At 57.5% G+C, this 22,202-nt stretch carries 21 protein-coding genes; 16 read left to right on the top strand and 5 right to left on the bottom strand.

What is annotated here, in order from left to right:
* From nuoL to AADJ11_RS10130, 6 genes are read left to right on the top strand one after another with little or no spacing between them, the layout of a single operon-like run.
* A complete protein-coding gene (nuoL, locus tag AADJ11_RS10105; RefSeq protein ID WP_341234382.1) occupies positions 1-2,106 on the top strand; it encodes an NADH-quinone oxidoreductase subunit L in 2,106 nt (701 codons plus the stop codon).
* Positions 2,106-3,662, top strand: coding sequence for an NADH-quinone oxidoreductase subunit M (locus AADJ11_RS10110; protein WP_341234383.1), 1,557 nt, complete (start codon positions 2,106-2,108; stop codon positions 3,660-3,662). The genes nuoL and AADJ11_RS10110 overlap by 1 nt, the downstream gene beginning before the upstream one ends.
* A gap of 11 nt (positions 3,663-3,673) precedes the next feature.
* Positions 3,674-5,119, top strand: a complete 1,446-nt coding sequence (gene nuoN, locus AADJ11_RS10115; protein WP_341234384.1) for an NADH-quinone oxidoreductase subunit NuoN — start codon at positions 3,674-3,676, stop codon at positions 5,117-5,119.
* Between the two features lie 16 nt (positions 5,120-5,135).
* Positions 5,136-5,918, top strand: a complete 783-nt coding sequence (locus AADJ11_RS10120) for a biotin--[acetyl-CoA-carboxylase] ligase (protein WP_341234385.1) — start codon at positions 5,136-5,138, stop codon at positions 5,916-5,918.
* A gap of 20 nt (positions 5,919-5,938) precedes the next feature.
* Entirely contained in the window at positions 5,939-6,712 is a 774-nt protein-coding gene (locus tag AADJ11_RS10125; protein ID WP_341234386.1) for a type III pantothenate kinase, read from the top strand.
* 4 nt (positions 6,713-6,716) lie between these two features.
* On the top strand, positions 6,717-8,384 hold the full coding sequence (locus tag AADJ11_RS10130) for a ribonuclease J (RefSeq protein ID WP_341234387.1): 1,668 nt from the start codon (positions 6,717-6,719) through the stop codon (positions 8,382-8,384).
* A gap of 153 nt (positions 8,385-8,537) precedes the next feature.
* Here the strand turns inward: AADJ11_RS10130 and AADJ11_RS10135 are convergent, their stop codons facing one another.
* The 3 genes from AADJ11_RS10135 to AADJ11_RS10145 all read right to left on the bottom strand — a co-directional run bounded on the left by AADJ11_RS10135 (position 8,538) and on the right by AADJ11_RS10145 (position 12,845).
* The gene (locus tag AADJ11_RS10135) at positions 8,538-10,100 is read right to left on the bottom strand and encodes a DEAD/DEAH box helicase (protein ID WP_341234388.1); all 1,563 of its coding nucleotides are present in this window, start codon (positions 10,098-10,100) and stop codon (positions 8,538-8,540) included.
* Positions 10,101-10,238: 138 nt separating this feature from the next.
* Positions 10,239-11,183 carry a glycosyltransferase family 2 protein gene (locus AADJ11_RS10140; protein WP_341234389.1) on the bottom strand — a complete coding sequence of 315 codons (945 nt, stop codon included), beginning with the start codon at positions 11,181-11,183 and terminating at the stop codon, positions 10,239-10,241.
* 42 nt (positions 11,184-11,225) lie between these two features.
* Positions 11,226-12,845 carry a peptide chain release factor 3 gene (locus AADJ11_RS10145; RefSeq protein WP_341234390.1) on the bottom strand — a complete coding sequence of 540 codons (1,620 nt, stop codon included), beginning with the start codon at positions 12,843-12,845 and terminating at the stop codon, positions 11,226-11,228.
* Positions 12,846-12,973: 128 nt separating this feature from the next.
* Between AADJ11_RS10145 and AADJ11_RS10150 the strand changes: the two genes are divergently transcribed.
* The gene (locus AADJ11_RS10150) at positions 12,974-13,333 is read left to right on the top strand and encodes a nuclear transport factor 2 family protein (protein ID WP_341234391.1); all 360 of its coding nucleotides are present in this window, start codon (positions 12,974-12,976) and stop codon (positions 13,331-13,333) included.
* Between the two features lie 10 nt (positions 13,334-13,343).
* Here the strand turns inward: AADJ11_RS10150 and AADJ11_RS10155 are convergent, their stop codons facing one another.
* The gene (locus AADJ11_RS10155; protein WP_341234392.1) at positions 13,344-14,357 is read right to left on the bottom strand and encodes a Hint domain-containing protein; all 1,014 of its coding nucleotides are present in this window, start codon (positions 14,355-14,357) and stop codon (positions 13,344-13,346) included.
* Positions 14,358-14,532: 175 nt separating this feature from the next.
* On the opposite strand from AADJ11_RS10155, the gene AADJ11_RS10160 reads away from it, so the two are divergent.
* From AADJ11_RS10160 to AADJ11_RS10180, 5 genes are all read left to right on the top strand, one after another.
* Positions 14,533-15,312 (top strand): SDR family oxidoreductase, encoded by a 780-nt coding sequence (locus AADJ11_RS10160; protein ID WP_341234393.1) that lies wholly within the window; start codon positions 14,533-14,535, stop codon positions 15,310-15,312.
* A gap of 157 nt (positions 15,313-15,469) precedes the next feature.
* Positions 15,470-16,828, top strand: a complete 1,359-nt coding sequence (locus tag AADJ11_RS10165; RefSeq protein ID WP_341234394.1) for a sodium:proline symporter — start codon at positions 15,470-15,472, stop codon at positions 16,826-16,828.
* A 42-nt stretch (positions 16,829-16,870) separates the two neighbouring features.
* Positions 16,871-17,956, top strand: a complete 1,086-nt coding sequence (locus AADJ11_RS10170; RefSeq protein ID WP_341234395.1) for an ABC transporter ATP-binding protein — start codon at positions 16,871-16,873, stop codon at positions 17,954-17,956.
* A gap of 13 nt (positions 17,957-17,969) precedes the next feature.
* Complete coding sequence (locus AADJ11_RS10175; protein WP_341234490.1) at positions 17,970-18,320, top strand: Lin0512 family protein; 351 nt, start codon at positions 17,970-17,972, stop codon at positions 18,318-18,320.
* Complete coding sequence (locus AADJ11_RS10180) at positions 18,313-18,675, top strand: Lin0512 family protein (RefSeq protein WP_341234396.1); 363 nt, start codon at positions 18,313-18,315, stop codon at positions 18,673-18,675. The genes AADJ11_RS10175 and AADJ11_RS10180 overlap by 8 nt, the downstream gene beginning before the upstream one ends.
* Positions 18,676-18,718: 43 nt before the next feature.
* Here AADJ11_RS10180 and AADJ11_RS10185 read toward each other — a convergent pair whose 3' ends face one another.
* Complete coding sequence (locus AADJ11_RS10185; RefSeq protein ID WP_341234397.1) at positions 18,719-19,357, bottom strand: WYL domain-containing protein; 639 nt, start codon at positions 19,355-19,357, stop codon at positions 18,719-18,721.
* 210 nt (positions 19,358-19,567) lie between these two features.
* Between AADJ11_RS10185 and tatA the strand changes: the two genes are divergently transcribed.
* Genes tatA through AADJ11_RS10205 form a run of 4 tightly spaced genes read left to right on the top strand, consistent with a single transcriptional unit; the run spans position 19,568 to position 22,145 of the window.
* Entirely contained in the window at positions 19,568-19,804 is a 237-nt protein-coding gene (gene tatA / locus AADJ11_RS10190) for a twin-arginine translocase TatA/TatE family subunit (protein WP_341234398.1), read from the top strand.
* Between the two features lie 6 nt (positions 19,805-19,810).
* Positions 19,811-20,434, top strand: a complete 624-nt coding sequence (gene tatB, locus AADJ11_RS10195; protein WP_341234399.1) for a Sec-independent protein translocase protein TatB — start codon at positions 19,811-19,813, stop codon at positions 20,432-20,434.
* A complete protein-coding gene (gene tatC / locus AADJ11_RS10200) occupies positions 20,431-21,309 on the top strand; it encodes a twin-arginine translocase subunit TatC (protein WP_341234400.1) in 879 nt (292 codons plus the stop codon). Before tatB ends, tatC begins: the two co-directional genes overlap by 4 nt.
* Positions 21,306-22,145, top strand: coding sequence for an ATP-binding protein (locus tag AADJ11_RS10205; RefSeq protein ID WP_341234401.1), 840 nt, complete (start codon positions 21,306-21,308; stop codon positions 22,143-22,145). Before tatC ends, AADJ11_RS10205 begins: the two co-directional genes overlap by 4 nt.
* Positions 22,146-22,202: the final 57 nt, after the last annotated feature.

Consider the following 22,202-nt stretch of genomic DNA (forward strand, 5'->3'; position numbering starts at 1 on the left):
ATGGAAAGCATCATTCTTTTCGCGCCGCTTGTTGGTGCCTTGATCACAGGTTTCGGTTGGAAGCTGATTGGCGAAAAGCCGGCGCAATGGTTTGCAACGGCCATGCTGTTTCTGGCGGCTTTGCTAAGCTGGGTCGTCTTTCTGACCTTTGATGGTGAGACACAGCATATCCAGCTGCTGCGCTGGATCGAAAGCGGCAGCCTGTCGACAGATTGGGCGATCCGCATGGACCGGCTGACCGCGATTATGATGATCGTGATCACCACCGTGTCCAGCCTCGTGCATTTGTATTCTTTCGGCTACATGGCCCACGACGAAAACTTTAGCGACGCCGAGCCCTATCGCGCGCGCTTCTTTGCCTATCTGTCGTTCTTTACCTTTACGATGTTGATGCTGGTGACGGCGGATAACCTTGTTCAGATGTTCTTTGGCTGGGAAGGCGTGGGCGTTGCCTCGTATCTGTTGATCGGCTTTTATTACAAAAAACCCTCGGCCAATGCCGCCGCGATCAAGGCGTTTGTGGTCAACCGTGTCGGTGACTTTGGTTTCGCGCTCGGTATCTTTGGGCTGTTTTACCTGACCGACAGCATCAAGTTCGATGATGTTTTCGCCGCCGCACCTGAGCTCGCGAACACGACCCTGCATTTCTTGTGGGCGGATTGGAACGCGGCGAACCTGCTGGCATTCTTGTTGTTTGTCGGTGCCATGGGTAAATCGGCGCAACTTTTCTTGCACACTTGGTTGCCCGACGCGATGGAAGGGCCGACCCCTGTGTCCGCCCTGATCCACGCCGCGACAATGGTTACTGCGGGTGTTTTCCTTGTCTGCCGCATGTCGCCGCTGATGGAATTCGCGCCCGAGGCGATGATGTTCGTGACCTTTATCGGTGCGACCACTGCATTCTTTGCTGCAACTGTGGGTCTGGTTCAGACCGACATCAAACGGGTTATCGCATATTCGACCTGTTCGCAGCTGGGCTATATGTTCGTGGCGGCGGGCGTTGGCATGTATTCCGCCGCGATGTTCCACCTGCTGACGCACGCGTTCTTTAAGGCGATGTTGTTCCTTGGGGCAGGGTCCGTCATTCACGCGATGCACCACGAGCAGGACATGAACAACTATGGCGGTCTGCGCAAAAAGATCCCTTATACGTTCTGGGCCATGATGATCGGCACGCTGGCCATTACCGGTGTCGGCATTCCGCTGACCCATATCGGTTTTGCCGGGTTCCTGTCCAAGGACGCGATTATCGAAAGCGCTTGGGCCGGTGGCACATCCTATGCATTCTGGATGTTGGTAATTGCCGCGGCGATGACCAGTTTCTACAGCTGGCGCCTGATGTTCATGACCTTCTTTGGCAAGCCACGCGGTGACAAGCACACCCATGACCACGCGCATGAAAGCCCGATGGTTATGTTGATCCCATTGGGTGTTCTGAGCCTTGGTGCGATCTTCTCGGGGATGGTGTTTTACAACAGCTTCTTTGGTCATGCTGAAGATATCGGTGAGTTTTACGGTATTCCGATGGCCGAAATGGCTGCCGATGGTCACGCCAAGGTTGAGGGTGCCGAGGACAGCCACGCTGATGCAGGTCATGCTGACGCAGGCCACGGCGATGATGCCCACCACGGTGCCAGCTTTGCTGGTGCACCGGGCGAGGGCGCTTTGTTCTTTGGCCCTGAAAACACTGTCTTGGACGATGCCCATGCGGCCCCGACTTGGGTTAAGGTTAGCCCGTTTATAGCGATGTCGTTGGGTCTGCTGATGGCGGTATGGTTCTACATCTGGAACCCGAGTTTGCCGGGTCGTTTGGCGGCGAACCAACGCCCCTTGTACCTGTTCTTGCTGAACAAATGGTATTTTGACGAACTCTATAACGTGATTTTCGTCAAACCGGCCTCGGCCATCGGTCGTTTCTTTTGGAAGCGCGGCGACGGCAACATCATCGACGGGACGCTTAATGGCATCGCCATGGGCATTATTCCCTTCTTCACGCGGCTCGCGGGGCGTGTGCAATCTGGCTACATCTTTACCTACGCCTTCGCCATGGTGATCGGGATTGCGGTCCTTGTGACTTGGATGACGATGAGCGGGGGGGCAAACTAATGGACCATCACTTGCTTTCCATCATTACCTTTATGCCAAGCTTTGCGGCGCTGATCTTGGCCGTTTTCCTGCGCGGCAACGACGAAGCCGCGGCACGCAATGCGAAATGGCTGGCGTTGATCACGACGTCGGTTACCTTCCTGATCTCGCTGTTCATCCTGTTCGACTTTGATCCATCCAACACCGGCTTTCAGTTCGTGGACGAGGCGACATGGATCATGGGCCTGAAATACCGCATGGGCGTTGATGGCATTTCGATCCTGTTCGTGATGCTGACCACATTCATGATGCCATTGGTGATCGCCGCCAGCTGGAACGTGACCACGCGGGTCAAGGAATACATGATCGCCTTCCTGCTGCTGGAAACGCTGATGTTGGGCGTGTTCATGGCCTTGGACATGGTGCTGTTCTATCTGTTCTTCGAGGCAGGCCTGATCCCGATGTTCCTGATCATCGGTATCTGGGGCGGCGCGAACCGGATTTACGCGAGCTTTAAATTCTTCCTCTATACCTTCCTTGGGTCGGTGTTGATGCTGGTGGCCATGGTCGCGATGTATGCGGATGCGGGCACCACCTGTATCGGCGGTTGCGAGGTCAGCCTGCTGACCCACACCTTTGCCTCCGAGACATTCTCGATTGCCGGCATAACTGTGGTTGGCGGTTTGCAAACCATGCTGTTCCTGGCCTTCTTTGCCAGCTTTGCGGTGAAAATGCCGATGTGGCCTGTGCACACTTGGTTGCCGGACGCACACGTTCAGGCCCCGACGGCCGGTTCTGTTGTACTGGCCGCGATCCTGTTGAAAATGGGCGGCTACGGTTTCTTGCGCTTCTCGCTGCCGATGTTCCCGGTCGGGTCTGACGTTCTGGCCCCGCTGGTGCTTTGGATGTCTGCAATCGCGATTGTCTATACATCGCTGGTGGCGCTGGTTCAGGAAGACATGAAAAAGCTGATCGCTTATTCATCCGTCGCCCACATGGGTTTTGTGACGATGGGGATCTTTGCCTTTAACCAACAAGGCCTTGATGGTGCGATTTTCCAAATGGTCAGCCACGGCTTTATCTCGGCTGCGTTGTTCCTGTGTGTGGGCGTGATTTACGACCGCATGCACACCCGCGAGATTGACGCCTATGGCGGTTTGGTGAACCGGATGCCCGCCTATGCGCTGGTGTTCATGTTCTTCACCATGGCCAATGTTGGACTGCCGGGGACCTCCGGGTTTGTCGGTGAATTCCTGACATTGATGGGGATTTTCCAAGTGAACACCTGGGTGGCTGCGGTTGCGACGACCGGGGTAATTTTCTCGGCGGCCTATGCGCTGTGGCTGTATCGCCGCGTTGTCATGGGCGACCTGATCAAGGAAAGCCTGCGCACAATCACCGATATGTCGACCCGCGAGCGTTGGATTTTCGCACCGCTGATCGTCATGACCCTTCTTTTGGGCATCTATCCGGCACTGGTCCTTGATATTATAGGACCGTCAGTTTCCGCCCTTGTTGCTAGCTATGATACGGCCCTGGAGGCGGCAAATGCCGCTGTCCAGATGGCCTCAGAATAAAGGACCGCGCGATGATTTCCGCTGATCTGAATGTCATCCTGCCCGAAATCGTGCTGTCGCTTTTCGCGATCTTTGCGCTGCTAGGGGCGGTCTATACGTCAAAGGATAAAACCGGCACATTGCTGGTCTGGGCGACGTCTGTGGTGATGATCATGCTCGCGATCTGGATCGGCATGACCGGCACAGGCGAAACGCGCATCGCGTTCAACGGGCTGTTCATCGAAGACGGCTTTGCCCGTTTTGCCAAGGTGACGATCCTGCTAAGCGCCGCTGCGGTGCTGATTATGTCGAATGACTATATGCGCGCACGTGGCTTGCTGCGGTTTGAATACCCCGTGTTGATCGCGCTGAGCGTGGTCGGCATGATGATGATGGTCAGCGCGGGCGATCTGATGTCGCTTTATATGGGCCTCGAGCTGCAATCGCTGGCGCTGTACGTGGTTGCGTCCCTGCGCCGTGACAGCATCAAATCCACCGAAGCCGGCCTGAAGTATTTCGTTTTGGGGGCGTTGTCCTCGGGGATGCTGCTGTACGGTATATCGCTGGTTTATGGGTACGCAGGCACCACGCAGTTTGCAGGCGTGATGAGCGTTGCACAGTCAGGCAGCACGTCGCTGGGGCTGTTGTTCGGGATCGTATTCATGATGTCGGGCTTGGCGTTCAAAGTATCTGCCGTGCCGTTTCACATGTGGACACCTGACGTATACGAGGGCGCACCAACCCCGATCACGGCGTTCTTTGCCACCGCCCCGAAAGTGGCGGCGATGGGATTGTTCGCCCGCGTGATGCATGACGCCTTTGGCAATGCCGTTGCGGATTGGAGCCAGATCGTTGCGGTCTTGTCCGTATTGTCGATGTTTCTGGGCGCGATTGCAGCGATTGGTCAAACCAATATCAAACGTCTGATGGCCTATTCTTCGATTGCGCATATGGGGTATGCTTTGATTGGTCTGGCGGCTGGCACGCAATTGGGTGTCAAGGCGATGCTGGTCTATATGGCGATCTATGTGACGATGAATATCGGTACCTTTGCGTTTATCTTGAGCATGGAAAAAGACGGCCAACCCGTCGCAGATATTTCCGCGCTGAACATGTATTCCAAGCGCGCACCGGGTAAGGCGTTGGCCATGCTGGTGTTGCTGTTCTCGTTGGCCGGTGTGCCGCCGATGCTGGGCTTTTTCGCCAAATTCGGCGTGTGGCAAGCGGGCATTGATGCCGGTTTGATCTGGCTTGTCACGGCAAGCGCTGTCGCATCGGCAATTGGTGCCTATTATTACCTGCGCATCGTGTTCCTGATGTATTTCGGTGAAGAAGGCGATGATCGTCTGGACGGCGGTAAAAACGGATTGCTGACCGGATTCTTGATTGCCTCCGCTGTCACTATGGTGGTCGGTATCGCCAATATGTTCGGTGTCGAGGAAGCTGCCATCCGGGCGGCGGCGACGCTGGTCAATTGATCTGATGGTGGGGCCCGTGAGCGAGGGAGCCTCCGGCGGGGATATTTATAAGCCAGAGAAGCAGGGGGCGTCGTGGCCGGAAGGCTACGGTCGGCTTGTGTTTGAAACCCTCGATTCAACGCTGAGCGAGGCGGCACGCCGCGCGCCTGATCTAACCGGTCCGGTATGGATATCGGCCGAAGAGCAGACGGCGGCGCGTGGCCGGCGAGGGCGGTCTTGGGCTACGCCAAAGGGCAACTTTGCAGGTACCTTGATGATGCGCCGGATCGAAGCGCCGGGTGTTGCGGCCCTACGCAGTTTTGTGGCGTCATTGGCATTGCGGCGCGCCTTTGTCCGGGTGACGGGCGATGACGGGGCATTTACTTTGAAATGGCCAAATGACGTGCTGCTGAATGGTGGCAAAGTGGCCGGAATATTGCTTGAGAATATCGGCGATCATCTGGCCATTGGCATTGGTGTGAACCTTGCCCACGCGCCAAGCGCGGATCAGGTTGAACCCGGGGCCGTGCACCCTGTATCGGTGATTGGCGAGACCGGGCGGACGGTATCGCCCACTGCTTTTCTTGACGCATTGGCCGCCGAATATGCTGTGCTTGAGACACAGTTCCAGACCTTTGGCTTTGCCCCGATCCGCACGGCCTGGCTGGCCCATGCGGCGCGTTTGGGCGATGAAATTCTTGCACGGACCATGCGTGAGGAAACGCGTGGCGTTTTTGAGGATGTGGATGAGAACGGCAGTCTGATCTTGCGCACCCCTAAGGGGCGGGTGCCGATCACTGCAGCGGATGTATTTTTCTAAACACAAGGGAGGGTCGTTTTATGCTATTGGCGGTTGATTGCGGCAATACGAATACGGTTTTTTCCATCTGGGATGGGACGCAGTTCATTGGAACGTGGCGCACATCGACAGAATGGCAGCGCACGGCGGACCAGTATTATGTCTGGCTCAGCACCTTGATGAAGTTTCAAAAGGTCGAAGCCGATATCACCGATATGATCATCAGCTCGACAGTGCCGCGCGTTGTGTTCAACCTGCGGGTTCTGGCCGACCGGTATTTTCACACGCGGCCCATCGTTGTGGGCAAGCCTGAATGCAAGCTGCCGGTGGATGTGCGTGTGGATGCGGGCACTGCCGTGGGGCCGGACCGGTTGGTGAATACCGTTGCTGGATATGATCTGTTTGGTGGCGATCTGATTGTAGTGGATTTCGGGACGGCCACCACCTTTGATGTTGTCGACAGTGACGGGGCCTATATTGGCGGGGTTATCGCGCCGGGCGTTAATCTCAGCCTTGAGGCATTGCATAATGCGGCGGCGGCCTTACCTCATGTGGATATCTCCAAACCACAGGCGGTGATCGGCACAAACACTGTGGCCTGCATGCAATCGGGTGTTTTTTGGGGTTATGTCGGCCTCGTTCGTGAGATATGTGCGCGGATAAAGGCGGAGCGTGAGCGCGAAATGCGCGTGATCGCCACCGGCGGGCTGGCCCCGTTGTTTCAACAGGCTGTGGACCTGTTCGATGCCTACCAAGATGATCTGACAATGCACGGTTTGACCGTGATTTATAATTATAACAAGGACACCGCTTAATAATATGAGCAGCGAAAGATTGATCTATCTGCCCCTCGGTGGGGCAGGTGAAATTGGCATGAATGCCTATGTGTATGGATACGGGAAACCCGGCAAGGAACGACTGATTGTTGTCGACCTAGGCGTGGCATTCCCCGACATGGACACCAGCCCCGGCGTGGATTTGATCATCCCCGATATCGCCTGGCTGGAAGAACGCCGCAACCAGATTGAGGCGATTTTCATCACCCACGCACACGAAGACCACGTGGGCGCGGTTGCGCATACCTATGACCGTCTGCGCGCGCCGATCTATACGCGCAAGTTTACGGCGAACATCGCCAAGCGCAAGATGAGCGAATATAACCACCCCGATGACGCGGTAACGACCGTGGCACCGTGGCCTGCAACGACCACCGTTGGCCCGTTCACCGTTGGTTTCCTGCCGATGTCACACTCGATCCCGGAATCGTCATCGCTGGTGATTGATGTGGCCGGTGAACGTTTGATTCACTCGGGCGATTTCAAAATCGACATGACACCGGGTGTGGGCGAAGCCTATGACCCAGAGCTGTGGGCCGATGTGTCCAAGAATGGCGTCAAGGCGTTGATCTGCGACAGTACCAACGTGTTTTCGCAGCACCCAGGCCGGTCCGAAGCGACCGTTGGGCCTGAGATCGAAAAGCTGCTTGGCTCAGCCCAAGGCATGGTTGTCGCGACGACATTTGCGTCGAACGTTGCACGTGTGAAAACGCTGGCCGATGCGGGCGAGCGGGCAGGGCGTTCTGTCGTTCTGCTGGGCCGCGCGATGAAGCGGATGGTTGAAGCGTCGCTTGAAACTGGCGTGATGAAAGATTTTCCTGCGGTAATCAGCCCCGAGGATGCGCGCGGCGTACCACGGGAAAACCTGATGCTGCTGGTGACCGGATCGCAAGGCGAACGCCGTGCGGCGTCGGCCCAATTGGCACGCGGGAAATACATGGGTCTTGAGATGAAGGAAGGGGACATGTTCCTGTTCTCGTCCAAGACCATTCCCGGCAACGAGCGCGGCGTGATCAAAGTGATCAACGCGTTCTCCGAGATGGGCGTTGATATCGTCGACGACAGTTCCGGCCTGTACCACGTGTCGGGCCACGCCAACCGTCCTGATCTTGAGACGCTGCATGATGTGGTGAAACCACAGATCCTGATCCCGATGCACGGCGAACACCGTCACCTGCGTGAGCACGTGAAGATCGCCAATGGCAAAGGCATGAAGGGTGTTTTGGCCGTCAACGGCATGATGATCGACCTGTCTGGCAATGAACCCAAAGTCGCGGAATATGTCGACAGCGGGCGCACCTATCTGGATGGCTCGACGCAGATTGGCGCAATGGACGGGGTCGTGCGCGACCGTATCCGTATGGCGCTGAACGGGCATGTCACCGTTACCGTCATTCTTGACGAAAACGACGAAGCCTTGGGTGACCCGTGGGTCGATGCCATGGGTCTGCCCGAACATGGCCGGTCCAAAGCGTCGCTTGTCGAGGTTCTAGAGGCTGATCTGGGTCAGTTCATGGGCCGCGCCAACGCCAAGACATTGCGCGACGATGACAAGCTGCATGACGGGCTAAAGCGCGTCGTGCGCCAGTCGGCAAATGATGAGATTGGCAAAAAACCAGAGGTTACGATCGTGGTGAGCCGCCTAAGCTGATCGCCTGAAAACATTGCATTTGCGCCGCGTGGATCGTTTGATCTGCGCGGCGTTTTTGTTTGTGGGGGGGGGTAAGCTGAACGAAAAGGGGCCGAACGAAAAACGGGCGTAAGGTTCCCCTCGCGCCCGTTTTTCTCGAATGTTTGCCTGCGTTTAGTCGCGGCGTTCCGCAAAGCTGAGGCCGATAAACTCGGGGGTATGTTCACCCAAACCGACAACTTTGTTATCATTACGATTGTTCTGATTGCGGTTTTCGTTGCGGTTGTTTCCGCGTCCGCCGCGACGGTTTTGCTGTTGCTTGTCGTCTTGCGGTTTTTCTTCCGGCGTTGCTGCCTTGGGCTCTGGCTGCTTTTCGGCCTTTACCTCTGGCGTTGCTGCTGGTGCATCTGCAACGGCGGTTTCTGTCTCAGCCTTTGCCGCCTCAGGCTTTTTACGGCTGCGGCTCCGCGTGCGCTTGGGCTTTTCTGCCTTGGGCGCATCGTCTTGTGCTGCATCTTGAACCGCTGGTTTTTCTGTTTTCACAGGCTCTTGCGCGGCGTCATTGGCCGGTTTTGCAGGGGCTTTGTTGCCAAGCGGGTTTTCAAGGCGCGGAATCTCGCGCTGAACTAGACGTTCAACATCGGCAAGGTTCTTTTCGTCGCGTGGAACGCAGATCATGATCGCCTTGCCATCACGGCCGGCACGACCTGTGCGACCAATACGGTGCACATAGTCTTCGGCGTGGGAAGGCACATCGAAGTTATAGACGTGGCTGACCGACGGTACATCAAGACCGCGCGCCGCAACATCTGACGCCACAAGAAAGCGCAGATCGCCGTTCCGGAACCCTTCGAGGGTTTTTGTGCGTTGGCTTTGGTCCAGATCGCCGTGGATCGGGGCCGCGTCATAGCCGTGTTTTTTCAACGACTTGGCGACGGTGTCCACGTCCATCTTGCGGTTGCAAAAGATGATGGCGTTTGTGCATTTGTCGCCTTCGGCGTCAATCAACGCACGCAAGACATTGCGTTTTTCCGTTGCTTCGCGGTCCTTGCGGGACGCGGTCAGCATCAGAACGCCTTGTTCGATATTCTCGCCTGTGGTGGCCTGACGTGCGACTTCGACACGTGTGGGGTTCGACAGGAAGGTGTTCGTAATACGCTCGATCTCTGGGGCCATGGTGGCCGAGAAGAACAGCGTTTGTCGCGTGAAGGGCGTCATCTGGAAGATGCGTTCGATGTCGGGGATGAACCCCATGTCCAGCATCCGGTCAGCCTCGTCGACGACCATGATCTTAACGTCGGACAAGATCAGCTTGCCGCGCTCAAAATGGTCGATCAAGCGGCCCGGGGTTGCGATCAGAACGTCAACGCCTTTGTCGATCAGCTTGTCCTGCTCACCAAAGGATACGCCGCCAATCAGCAGCGCCTTGGTCAGTTTCAGGTGCTTTGTGTAGGTGTCAAAGTTTTCGGCAACCTGCGCGGCCAACTCCCGTGTCGGGCACAAAACCAAGCTGCGCGGCATGCGTGCACGGGCACGGCCACGGGCAAGCATTGTAATCATGGGCAGGGTAAAGCTGGCAGTTTTGCCGGTACCGGTTTGGGCGATTCCCAAGACGTCTTTGCCTTCAAGCGCGGGTGGGATTGCGCCTGCTTGAATCGGCGTCGGGGTTTCGTACCCGGCCTCTTCAATAGCTTTCAGTACTTTTGGATTTAGATTGAGATCAGTAAATTTTGTCATGTGTGTCCGATGGTAGCGGACATAAATCTCGGCCCGCGGCAGCATTCATGTCGGCCCGCATGGCCCAAGGGGCGGAGGGACTCCGCGACATGTTGTGCACCCATTAACAAAGACTCTGCAGCAGGTCAAATGGGTGCGCTAAACGCCTGTGTAATCTGGGAAATGCTGGCTAAGATGTGACACAAGGTCCAGTTCTACCTCACGTAGAAAGCCATGCTTAGCAAGACGTTTGCGCAGGGCAGGGCTGTCGGCACAAACCTCGTCAAAGAAAGCCCGCAAACCGGCTTCTCCGGCTTCGTTTTCGATCCGCGTGAAAAGCGCGTGCATGGATAACCCCCCTTTTTCGTGGGGTTTGTTGGGGGCCAGCGCGGGTCGGTAGCTGCCCTTGGTCACGCGGTAATGGTAGGCGGCGATCCAATCCTCCCATGATTTTGCATGGGCATGGGCCAAATCAATCCCGTCTTGCGGGTCATGGCAGTCCAACATTTCGCCGTCCTGAAACACGTTATGGATTCGGACGTGGATTTTCGGCAGCCCTGTACGCACGAAAACTTTGCCCGCCAGATGGCTTAGGAAGCCGCCTTTCACGTCCTTGCCATAGGTCGGGTATAGTTGGGCGGTGATCCGGGCGCGGTCTGGCCCGCTGGGGATGAACGTCTTGAACGCGGATGCGTTGCCCGACAGTTGCTCCATCGGGCGGATGCGTGTGGCGGGGGGATCGGCGGCGCGTTCGGCCAGAATTTCCGCAATAGGACGGTCGGCGACCAGATATTCGTCGACGTCCATGTGGATCAGCCAGTCCACCTCGGCCCGCTTGTTATAGGCGTGGGTGGCGTTGGCGGTCTGGCGCACTTGATGCATGTCGGGGCGGTCGCGCTTGCGTTGCTTCCAGTATTTATCGTCGCAGGTGATCACCCGGATCTTGGGGTGCGCGTCCAGATGTTCAAACGCCTGCGGGTTCGGGGCATCGAGATAGATATAAATGCGATGCGCGCCTGCCGACAGGTGATACGCGGCGAACTGCAAAATGTCGCGCGTGGGCGCAAGAATGGTCGAGGCGATGCCCCATGTCACGTCAGTCATGGGGCGAGTTTGCGGTGTCCAAGGTGCGCTGGCAAGCCAAAGCTAGACCATCATTTCCTTGGTCGCGGTCAGACGCACATCGGGATAATCACGGTCGACGCGGTCGATGTCCCATTGCAGACGCGTCAGATAAACGATGTCACCATCATGGTCATGCGCGATATGCTGTTTGTTGGCTTCGATAAATTTATCAACGGCTTGGCGGTCGCCGTTCACCCAACGGGCCGAGGTGAATTGTGATTGCTCAAACCGTACAGGCAGGCCGTATTCCAGCTCGATCCGGCTGGCGAGCACTTCGAACTGCAATTGCCCGACAACGCCCACAACAAAACCCGACCCGATGGATGGTTTGAATACCTTGGCGGCACCTTCTTCGGCGAATTGCATCAGCGCCTTTTCCAGATGTTTGGATTTCATCGGGTCGCCTGCGCGCACGCCTTGCAGCAATTCGGGCGCAAAGGACGGGATGCCGGTCACGCGGATCGCTTCGCCCTCGGTCAGGGTGTCGCCGATGCGCAATTGGCCGTGGTTGGGAATACCGATGATGTCGCCGGCCCAAGCTTCCTCGGCCAGTTCGCGGTCGGCGGCAAGGAACATCACAGGGTTGGTGACGGACATCACTTTTTTCGACCGCACATGGGTCAGTTTCATGCCGCGGGTAAAGTGCCCCGAGGCAAGGCGGACAAAGGCCACGCGGTCGCGGTGCTTGGGGTCCATGTTCGCTTGGACCTTGAAAACAAAACCGGACACGTTCTTTTCTTCGGGCAGAATCTCGCGGGGTTCGGCCTTTTGGATTTGGGGTTCGGGGCCATAGGTCGCGATGCCGTTCATCAATTCTTTGACGCCAAAGGAATTGATCGCAGAGCCGAACCAGATCGGAGTAAGCGATCCTTCGGCCATCAATTCGGCATCCAGCGGTGGCATCAATTCGCGGACCATTTCCAGGTCTTCGCGCAGTTTTTCCAACAGATCGGCGGGCACGTGTTCGGCCAGTTTCGGGTCATCCAACCCTTCGATGGCGATGCTTTCCGACACCTTGTTCCGGTCGGCACGGTCCATCAGTTCGAGCCGGTCGCGCAGGATGTCATAGCAGCCGATAAAATCGCGCCCGACGCCGATGGGCCAGCTGGCTGGGGTCACATCAATGGCAAGGTTTTGCTGAATTTCATCGATGATCTCGAACACATCGCGGCTTTCGCGGTCCATCTTGTTACAAAAGGTCAGGATCGGCAGGTCGCGCATGCGGCAAACTTCGAACAGCTTTTGCGTCTGGCTTTCCACGCCCTTCGCCCCGTCAATCACCATAACAGCAGCATCCACCGCCGTTAGCGTGCGATAGGTGTCTTCGGAAAAGTCCGAGTGACCGGGCGTATCGACGAGGTTAAACCGGAAATTCGTGTCTTTGGTCATGAAATCGAACGACATGGCCGATGCGGAGACCGAGATGCCCCGGTCTTTCTCCATCGCCATAAAATCCGACCGCGTGCGGCGTGCTTCGCCCTTGGCGCGGACTTGGCCCGCCATTTGGATCGCCCCGCCAAACAACAGAAATTTTTCCGTCAACGTGGTTTTGCCCGCATCGGGGTGCGAGATGATCGCGAATGTGCGACGCCGTGCGATTTCGGCGGGCAATGCGGGGCGGTTTGAGGGGGTATCTAACATGGATTGGCATATATCCATGCCCAGACATACGCGCAAGAGTGCGCACAGCAGCGGTTGCAGCTATTGTCTATGGCGTTCGCCGAAACGGGTGTAGACTGGTCTGGCGCAAGCAATAGGGAGAGTTCGAAATGGAGCTTAAGGAAATTGCCGACGCGCTGGTTGCGGGCTGCCGCACCGGACGCGAAGTTGAAAATCTAGATAAACTATATGCAGCCGATGCAGTTTCGGTCGAAGGCGCGGATCATGGAAATGGCCGCGAGACCAAAGGCCTAGACGGGATCAAGGGCAAGCACGCCTGGTGGGACAGCTCGATGGAGGTCACCCGCCAAGAGGTCAGCGACCCGATGCTGCATGGCGATGATCGTTTCGCAGTGATCTTTGACGTTGCGGCGCGCGACAAGGAAAGCGGCCAAAGCATGGAGATGAAAGAAGTCGCGATCTATCATGTCGCAGGCGGCAAGATCGTCCGAGAAGAGTTCTTTGGCTGACGGATCGCGCTTAGCGCATGCTGGCCTTGCGCAAAATTTCCGCCGCGTCGGGGCGGTTCAGCAGGGGTTCGCTGACATCCAAGCCGTCATGGCGACGGTCCGAATGGCCCGGGATCATGTCGCCCATGGCCTCGGTTAGCTCTTGCGGGAGCACGGGCTTGGTCCGGCTGTCGATCAGCATGGATTCTGCTGCGATCCCTTCGGCATAGATGATCTGGTGGCCGTCAAACAGCAGTTGGAAATAATCGACAAAGCCGCCATCCTGAACACGCACGGTATAGCCGTTTACCAGATGGCGCGCCTTGACCAGCAGCTCGGAACGGCCCGCGCCGATACTGTCTTCGCGTTGATAGATGAACAGGCGGTGATCGGGGCTGACGATCAGATCGTTGGCGTTGTTCAGGGTTCCGGCCGCGATAAAAATCGGGGCGAATTCGCCCACAGCGCGCACGGTGCTTTGACTGATCCAGCGCACCGCTTTGATTCCGTCGTCGCGGGTCAATACACGGTCACCGACTTTTAACTCTTCAATGGGGCGCTGTTCGCCGGACGCCATCGTAATATGGGTGCCGCGGGTAAAGGAAACACAAGCGACCTGCGCGAATTTCTTATGCGCGGTCACCGTATCAATGCCCACCAGCCGGTATTCGATCTGCGAGGACAATGCGCTGAACGGCAGGATATAGATTTCAGCGGCGTGATTGCTTTCATCCACCTCGACCAGAACAATCGCATCCGTTGTTTGCCCATCGGGGGTCATAAAGGTCAGGGCGCAATCCAGATAAAGCTGCGCACCGGCAGTACCAACCTCGGAATCAGAAGCGATTTTAAATGTTTGGGCGGCGGTCGTCAGCATCGAAAGGCGTTGCGGCTTTGACTCGTAGGTCAGCTCGTAAACATCATCGAGCAATAGTTCTGAGGCAAAGGAGATCGCATCACCCATATTGGCACCATCGGTCGCGACAAGCTGCGTTGCCCGGTAAACCGGAACGCTTTGTGGCGGGGATGGGCGGGTCGGTATCATCGGTGAATTATGCCTTTTTCGTGACGTTAATGTGCCTAGAATCCACTTTGCAATATGATTGTGGCGGCAACGGGTCAAGCCCGTGGTCATTTGCTGGCATTGGTCCCGTTAACGTTTGCTGGCATTGACCTAGTTAACAATGGTACGAGCGATCTGAAATCAGGAGGGACAAAACATGGATCTGGGAATCAAAGGTAAGCGCGCATTGGTATGTGCATCGTCCAAAGGCTTGGGATTGGGCTGCGCCGAGGCATTGGCCGAAGCAGGTGTTGATCTGGTGATGAACGCACGCGGCGGTGACGCGCTGCAGGCGGCAGCCGAGCGGATCAGACAGGATTACGGGGTCGAAGTGACCACCGTTGTCGCCGATATCGCCACGGAAGACGGGCAAAAAATGGTGCTGGACGCCGCAGGGCAGATCGACATTCTGGTCAACAACGCAGGCGGACCACCCCCCGGCATGTGGCAAGACTGGGACCGTGATGATTTTATCAAAGCGTTGGATGCCAACATGTTGGCCCCGATTGCGATGATCAAAGCACTGGTTCCCGCCATGATGGATCGGGGTTGGGGCCGTGTGGTCAACATCACCTCGCAATCCGTGCGCGCGCCAATCGGTGTACTGGGGCTCAGTAATTCGGCACGCACCGGCCTGACCGGCTATGTCGCGGGCACGTCGCGTCAGGTGGCGGGCAAGGGCGTGACCATCAACAACCTGCTGCCCGGCATTCACGCCACCGACCGCGCTGATGCGCTGGACGGCGCTGTCGTCAAGCAAAAGGGCATCACGCTGGACGAAGCACGCATCGAGCGGGCGCAAGGCATCCCTGCAGGGCGCTATGGCACACGCGGTGAATTCGGCGCGGCTTGCGCGTTCCTGTGTTCGCAACATGCGGGTTTCATTGTGGGTCAGAACCTGCTGCTGGACGGTGGCGCGACCAACCTGACGATGTAAGCCTTTGGCGGCAGCGGGGCCATCGGGGCACCGCTGCCGTTCCATCTGCAATTGCTACAGGCGATCACAATCACGACAGGCAAGATGTGACCAGATGGCGTGGGGCAGGTGCCTCGGTTAAGTTTTTCCAAAGCATCTGATTAAAGGTATTCCCCCAATGGCCCCCGTTATCCTCATCGCCGTTTTCGGTGCCATCGTCGTGGCCAGCCTGCTGGTCGCACCGCGCCGCGTGTCCATCGAAGGGTTCTTTGGCGGGGTGACGTCGGCGGGCCGTGCGCCCGGACTTTGGACATTGGTACTAAGCCAGGTCACCACATGGATTTTTGCCCGTTCGCTGATGAACGCGGCCATTTTGGGATATTACTACGGTATCGCGGGCACCTTGGCCTATGCGGCCTATTACGGATCGTTTCTGACGGGCGGCTTTATCGTGGACCGTCTGCGCGAAAACGGGTCAATGTCGGTGCAAGACTGGCTTGGCGGGCGGTTTGGGACGGCTGGTAATGGCTGCTATAATCTGGTCATCGCGCTGCGCCTCTTGTCCGAAGTCTTTGCCAACCTGCTGGTCGTCGGGCTGATTTTTAACGCCGTATTGGCAGGCAGTGGCACGACCGCGATCCTGATCGTCGCGCTTATGGGCCTTGTCTATTCCGCTTGGGGTGGCTTGTCTGCGGCGCTGCGCACGGACGTGTTGCAGATGCTGGTGTTTCTGGTCGTCTTTGGCGTGGCCTTTGTATTTCTGGTCGTCAGCCCCGGTTTCGATCTGGGCGCAGTTGTCACGGCTCCGGGCACAGCGGGCAGCTATAATGGCTGGGTTTTGCTGGCGGTGGCGTTGTTGCAGGTGTTCTCATACCCCGCGCATGACCCGGTGATGATGGACCGTGGCTTTATCGCCGACCGGGCCACGACGCGGCGATCATTCCTGCATGCGTTCTGGATATCGACGCTGTGCATCATCGGTTTCGGCTTTTTCGGCATTCAGGCCAGCCTTGTCGGGGCCGAATACGAGGGCGAATTGATCGGCACATGGGCCAAGATGTTTCCGGCTTGGGTCTTTGGTGCGTTGATGATTTCATTGCTTGTCTCGGCGCTAAGCACGTTAGATTCCGCGCTGGCATCGGCCGCACGGCTGGTGGTGGAAGAATTGAAACTGGCCCCGCGCAGCCTGAATGGCGGTCGCGCCGTGATGGTGGTCTTTATGGTCGCGGGTGCCGCGTTGACCTTGTGGGGGAATGCGACCCTGTTTGATGCGGTGGCCGTGTCTGGCACCGCGTCGATGTTCCTGACACCCGTGCTGATCGTGGGGCTGGTGACGGGCCGTCAGATCGCAAGCTGGTCCTATTTCGCGGCCTTTGGTGCGGCGATGTTGGGTGCCGTGGCCTATTTCGGGCGGGGCTGGGCCATGTTCGCCGCGATCTTGCCCGAGGGGCATAAATACGAACAATTGCTGGTGATCTGTCTGGTCGTTTTGGTCGCAGGCTTTGCGGCGGTGCTTGCGGGCGCGCGGCGAGGCTGATAGCGGTTTTCCGAGCGGATTGATCGGATAAGACAGCAGCCCATGACGGAAATTCAGCCTCGGCTTGAAATCAAAAACCTCAAGCGTAGCTATGGCGGGCGCCCTGTTGTGGACGACGTCAGCCTGAAAATCATGCCCGGGCAAGTGACCTGCCTGTTGGGGCCATCAGGTTGCGGGAAATCAACCACCTTGCGGATGATCGCGGGCGTTGAGATGCAAGACAGCGGCACGATCCATGTGGATGGCAAACTGATTTGCGACACCATGTTTCGCGTCCCACCAGAGCGGCGCGAAATTGGCCTGATGTTTCAAGATTTTGCCCTGTTTCCGCATCTTACTGTTGCTGGCAATGTCGGATTTGGCCTGAAAACCGACACCAAAGCCGAGCGCCGCGCGCGGATCGAAGAACTGCTGGAGCGGGTTGACCTGCTGCGGTTCATTGACGGTTATCCGCATCAGCTGTCGGGCGGCGAACAGCAGCGTGTGGCGCTTGCCCGCGCCTTGGCACCGCGCCCCAAGATTATGCTGATGGACGAGCCGTTTTCCGGGCTTGATAACCGTCTGCGCGATGACATCCGCGATGAAACGCTGGGTATTCTCAAGGAAGAGGGGACCGCCGTTTTGCTGGTCACCCATGAGCCTGAAGAAGCGATGCGCATGGCGGATGAAATCGCCCTCATGCGGGACGGCAAGATCGTACAGCAAGGCGCGCCCTATAATGTTTACACACGCCCGATTGATCGGGCTGCGGTCGCGTTTTTTTCGGATGCGAATGTATTGCGGGCCGAAGTTTCCGGCGCGCTGGCACACACGCCTTTCGGTCGGTTTCTGGCCCCCGGTGTTCCTGATGGCACCCAAGTCGACATTGTGTTCCGCCCCCAGCATGTTCGGATTGATTTCGACCGCGCTGGCAAAGGGCCATTGCCCACGGCGACGGATGGTACGGCGGCGCGGGCGGTGGTCGCGCGGGCGCGGTTTATGGGTAATGAAAGCCTTGTGGAATTCGTGATGGATCACGATGGCAGCACGCTTCGTGCGACCGTGCCGAACGTGTTTCTGCCCCCCGCCGGCGCGGTAATGTGGTTGACCGTCCGGCGTGACCGCTGTTTCGTATTTCCAGCAAGCTGAAAGGGGCCCCATGATGCAAACACTGATGGTGGAATTCGGCATGGGATCATCCTTGCGCCGTGCCGATTATACCCAGGCGGCCGAACGCGCGGTGCGCGATGCGCTGTGGCATAATTCGATCAATCTGGCCGAGCTGTTTGGCTTCGATAAATCCGCGATGAAAATCAGACTGGATGTGGGGGTGCAGCAGCCAGATCAGGTTGACGTTGATGTGCTGCGCGCGGTTTTTCCTTATGGGGATGTGACGGTGAATGTGCAACGCGGCGGCCTTGATGTTGCGCGCCCTGACGGGGATGGCAATCCGACGATCATGGCGAATGTGGCGCTGTCTGTGTCCTTTGATATGGAGCGTGCCGATGACTGAACAACGCATTATTATCGAGATGGGCATGGGCAACGATCTGCACGGCATGGATTACACCAAAGCCTGCGCCCGCGCGATTGAAGACGCGCTGCGCCATTCATCCTTGCCGCTGTTTGGCGTGTTGGACCTGCCTCATGACGCGATGCGCGTGCAGGTCACCGTGGCGGTGCAAGACCCCGATCAGGTGGATATCGACGCGTTGGTGGCCAAGTTGCCCCGCGGTCGCGCGCAGGTGCGGGCGGTTTTTGGCGGGCTGAACGTGCCCAGCGGGGACGAGGTGATTGTCGTCGCCCAAGCCAGTGTTGAGGCGTTTTTGCCCAAGCAGGATGGCTGGCGTTTGCGGGACCCGTCGTAAAAGAGTTTCTATGCCTTCGGCGAGGATTTTTTTCCATTTGGAATTACACCCGTGGGGTAAACAGCTCTGGCAGTGGGTCGGCATTTTCGATGAGGTCCAGGCGGAGCGCGATATTGTCGTTTTGACCTTCGTCCCAGCCTTTCAGAATCCAGCTGCGGGCGTGGTGTTGCAGGGACGCCGGGTGCAAGATCAGGCTGCGCAGGGTCGCGTCGGGGTTGTTATAGACGATCTTGAGCTTTTGGCGGGCGCGGATGGCGGCGCGCAGGATCGGTAGGTGCCCCATGCCGCGCGCGGCATTGGCAAAGGGGTGTTCGATCTGCTGCCAATCGCTGGTCGGTGGCGTGGTTTCCAGCGGCAGGCTTGCATCGATTTTGGCCGTCAGCGAGGTGGCCGCTGATTTCAGGGCAGGGTCGGTGGTTTCCAGCACAATGGCGAGGGCAAGCTGCAAGGCCTCGATCTCCGGATCGGTCAGGGTCAGCGGCGGTAGGGTCGTCGCGCGGGTAAGCCGGTAGCCTGCGCCGCGCGTGCCGGTCACGGGCACGCCCGAGGATTGCAGCCGCCCGATGTCGCGGTAGAGCGTGCGCAGCGACACGCCTTGCGCGGCGGCCAGATCCTCGGCGCGGTGCAGGGCGTAATCGCCCAGCGTGTCGAGCAGGGCAAAGAGGCGATTAGAACGGTTCATAGCGCTTTGTGGCATAAAATCGCGGGGTGGCCAAGGTAACTGCCAAAAAACTGTCAGTAGTTGGGGCGCGTTCGTTCTGATGACCTGAAAGGGGCGCAAATGCCTGTGTTCTGAGGTGTTTCCCACTTCAAGCCGGTCCCGGTCGCGCCTAAACAGAATGGGATTTGGACGCATATGGTGCGTTCGCCTGTTTTGGATGTGGAGAAAACTATGTTTAATAATATCGGCCTTCCCGGCCTTCTGTTGATCGCTGTTGTTGTGTTGGTCCTGTTCGGGCGCGGCAAGATTTCCAGCCTGATGGGTGAAGTCGGCAAAGGCATCACCAGCTTTAAAAAGGGCATTAATGAGGGCGAAGAAGACATCAAGAACGCCAGCGACGACACCGCCGAGCTGTCTGATGATGCGGCCGCTGTGACCGAGATCAAGACCGACAAGGACAAGGTATAACCTGCCATGTTTGATATGGGGTGGTCGGAGTTATTGGTCGTGGGCGTCGTGGCCTTGATCGTGGTAGGGCCCAAGGACCTGCCTGTCTTGTTTCGCAAGGTGGGGCAGTTTGTGGGCAAGGCCAAAGGCATGGCGCGCGAGTTTAGCAGCGCGATGAATGACGCCGCAGACGACACCGGTATGCGCGAGATTTCATCGGGGTTGAACAAGTCGCTTAAGGCGGCCACCAACCCGCTGGGCACCGCGATGGACGAGGTCAAATCGGCGACCAAATCCTTGACCAACATCGACCCGGACAGCGAGACCGGGAAACTGGCCGCCAAGCGGGCAGAAGACGCCAAAAAGATGCAGGCCGTGCGCGACCGTACCATTGCAGAGCGTAAGCAACGCGAGGCGAAAGAGGCTTTGGCCGCAGCGGATGCGGAAGTATCGAAGCTGGCCAAACCTGCCGCACCTGCAGCCAAGAAAGCCCCCGTCAAGAAAGCGGCGGCAAAGCCTGCTGCCGCGAAAAAAGCGCCGGCCAAAAAGCCAGCAGCCCCCAAAGCGGCTGCCCCGAAAAAGCCAGCGGCGAAACCGGCGGCCAAGAAACCTGCGGCGAAAAAGCCAGCGGCAAAAAAGAGTGACACATGAGTGCTTCTGACGATATTGACGACAGCGCTGCCCCGCTGATCGAGCATCTGGCAGAGCTGCGCACGCGGCTGATCCATTCCGTGATCGCGTTTATCATCGGCATGGTGATCTGTTTTACCGTTTGGAATCCGATATTTAACTTTCTGACGCACCCGCTGTGTTCGGCCATGGCCGAGCGGGGCCAAGAGGATTGCGGGCTGATCCTGATCAAGCTGCAAGAAGGTTTCTTTGTCGCGATTTCGATCTCGCTTTTGGGCGGGTTGGTTTTGGGCTTCCCCTACATCAGCTACCAGCTGTGGCGGTTTGTGGCACCGGGGCTTTATAAAAATGAAAAAGGCGCGTTTCTGCCGTTCCTGATTTCTAGCCCGTTGATGTTTTTCTTGGGCGCGGCATTTGCGTTTTATGTGGTCACGCCACTGGCGTTCGATTTCTTCCTTGGCTTCCAGCAAGCCGGTACTTTGGTGGGGGACGCGGGGCCTGATGGTCAGGGTATTGCCGCGATTGCCTTTCAGGGGTCAGCGCAGGAATACCTTAGCCTGACGATCAAATTTATCGTCGCTTTTGGCCTGTGTTTCCAACTGCCTGTGTTGCTGACGCTGATGGGCAAGGCCGGGTTGGTGAGCGCCGAAGGCCTGGGCAATGTGCGTAAATATGCTGTTGTTGGCATTCTCGTGCTGGCCGCTTTGGTGACGCCCCCGGATGTGATTACGCAGGTCATTTTGTTCGTCGTTGTGTACGGGCTCTATGAAATTTCGATCATGCTGGTCCGTCGTGTGGAACGTAAGCGCGAAGAGAAACTGCGCGCCGAAGGCTACTACGACGACGAAGACGAAGATCCGATGATGTCGGAGTTCGACGAGGATGACGACAAGTGATCGATGACCCGTTAGATCGCATTGCAGCGGCGCTTGAGAGGATATCTCCTGCGCCGCTGAAAGCCCCTGATTTTGATGCGGCCGGGGCCTTTGTCTGGCAGACCGGGCCGGATCATCTGGTGCCTGTGCCAAAGGTCAGCAAGATTGATCTGGATTTACTGGTGGGCGTGGACCGTGCGCGCGATACGCTGTTGGCCAATACGGTGCAATTCGCCGCTGGTTTGCCTGCCAATAACGCGTTGCTTTGGGGCGCGCGGGGCATGGGGAAATCCAGCCTTGTCAAAGCGGTACATGCCCATGTTCAGGCAACCCATGACGGGCTGCGCATTGTCGAACTGCAACGTGAAGATTTGCCATCGGTGGGCCGTTTGCTGGCCCATCTGCGCGACGCGCCGTATCAGTTTATTCTGTTCTGCGACGATCTGAGCTTTGGCAATGATGATGCGCAGTACAAATCGCTAAAGGCGGTATTGGACGGCGGGATCGAGGGGCGGCCTGATAATGTGGTGCTTTATGCCACGTCGAACCGCCGCCATCTGATGCCGCGCGATATGATTGAAAACGAACGCGGTTCTGCGATCAACCCAGCCGAAGCAGTCGAGGAAAAGGTTTCCCTATCTGACCGGTTCGGGCTGTGGCTGGGCTTTCATGCCTGCGACCAGCAGCAATATCTAGAGATGATCCAGGGCTATTGCGATGCGCATGGTGTCGAGATCGACCCGGCCACATTGCATGCCGAGGCCATCGAATGGCAGGCGACGCGCGGATCGCGGTCGGGCAGGGTGGCGTGGCAATATTTCGTCGATCTGGCAGGCCGTCGCGGCGTGACGTTGTAGTCACGCTTGCGCGCACAGGGCTAATCCTGAGGCGCTCGTTTACGCCTCAGAACTTTA

It is taken from the genome of uncultured Sulfitobacter sp., from assembly GCF_964021855.1.
Lineage (GTDB): Bacteria > Pseudomonadota > Alphaproteobacteria > Rhodobacterales > Rhodobacteraceae > Sulfitobacter.

Excerpts from the sequence above, each read along its gene's own strand:
- AADJ11_RS10180 (WP_341234396.1), top strand. The coding sequence starts at position 18,313 with ATGACTGAACAACGCATTATTATCGAGATGGGCATGGGCAACGATCTG.
- AADJ11_RS10125 (WP_341234386.1), top strand. The coding sequence starts at position 5,939 with ATGCTATTGGCGGTTGATTGCGGCAATACGAATACGGTTTTTTCCATC.
- tatA (WP_341234398.1), top strand. The coding sequence starts at position 19,568 with ATGTTTAATAATATCGGCCTTCCCGGCCTTCTGTTGATCGCTGTTGTT.
- AADJ11_RS10165 (WP_341234394.1), top strand. The coding sequence starts at position 15,470 with ATGGCCCCCGTTATCCTCATCGCCGTTTTCGGTGCCATCGTCGTGGCC.
- AADJ11_RS10110 (WP_341234383.1), top strand. The coding sequence starts at position 2,106 with ATGGACCATCACTTGCTTTCCATCATTACCTTTATGCCAAGCTTTGCG.
- AADJ11_RS10185 (WP_341234397.1), bottom strand. The coding sequence starts at position 19,357 with ATGAACCGTTCTAATCGCCTCTTTGCCCTGCTCGACACGCTGGGCGAT.
- AADJ11_RS10150 (WP_341234391.1), top strand. The coding sequence starts at position 12,974 with ATGGAGCTTAAGGAAATTGCCGACGCGCTGGTTGCGGGCTGCCGCACC.
- AADJ11_RS10140 (WP_341234389.1), bottom strand. The coding sequence starts at position 11,183 with ATGACTGACGTGACATGGGGCATCGCCTCGACCATTCTTGCGCCCACG.
- AADJ11_RS10135 (WP_341234388.1), bottom strand. The coding sequence starts at position 10,100 with ATGACAAAATTTACTGATCTCAATCTAAATCCAAAAGTACTGAAAGCT.
- AADJ11_RS10160 (WP_341234393.1), top strand. The coding sequence starts at position 14,533 with ATGGATCTGGGAATCAAAGGTAAGCGCGCATTGGTATGTGCATCGTCC.
- nuoL (WP_341234382.1), top strand. The coding sequence starts at position 1 with ATGGAAAGCATCATTCTTTTCGCGCCGCTTGTTGGTGCCTTGATCACA.
- tatB (WP_341234399.1), top strand. The coding sequence starts at position 19,811 with ATGTTTGATATGGGGTGGTCGGAGTTATTGGTCGTGGGCGTCGTGGCC.
- tatC (WP_341234400.1), top strand. The coding sequence starts at position 20,431 with ATGAGTGCTTCTGACGATATTGACGACAGCGCTGCCCCGCTGATCGAG.
- AADJ11_RS10145 (WP_341234390.1), bottom strand. The coding sequence starts at position 12,845 with ATGTTAGATACCCCCTCAAACCGCCCCGCATTGCCCGCCGAAATCGCA.
- AADJ11_RS10170 (WP_341234395.1), top strand. The coding sequence starts at position 16,871 with ATGACGGAAATTCAGCCTCGGCTTGAAATCAAAAACCTCAAGCGTAGC.
- AADJ11_RS10155 (WP_341234392.1), bottom strand. The coding sequence starts at position 14,357 with ATGATACCGACCCGCCCATCCCCGCCACAAAGCGTTCCGGTTTACCGG.
- AADJ11_RS10175 (WP_341234490.1), top strand. The coding sequence starts at position 17,970 with ATGCAAACACTGATGGTGGAATTCGGCATGGGATCATCCTTGCGCCGT.
- nuoN (WP_341234384.1), top strand. The coding sequence starts at position 3,674 with ATGATTTCCGCTGATCTGAATGTCATCCTGCCCGAAATCGTGCTGTCG.
- AADJ11_RS10130 (WP_341234387.1), top strand. The coding sequence starts at position 6,717 with ATGAGCAGCGAAAGATTGATCTATCTGCCCCTCGGTGGGGCAGGTGAA.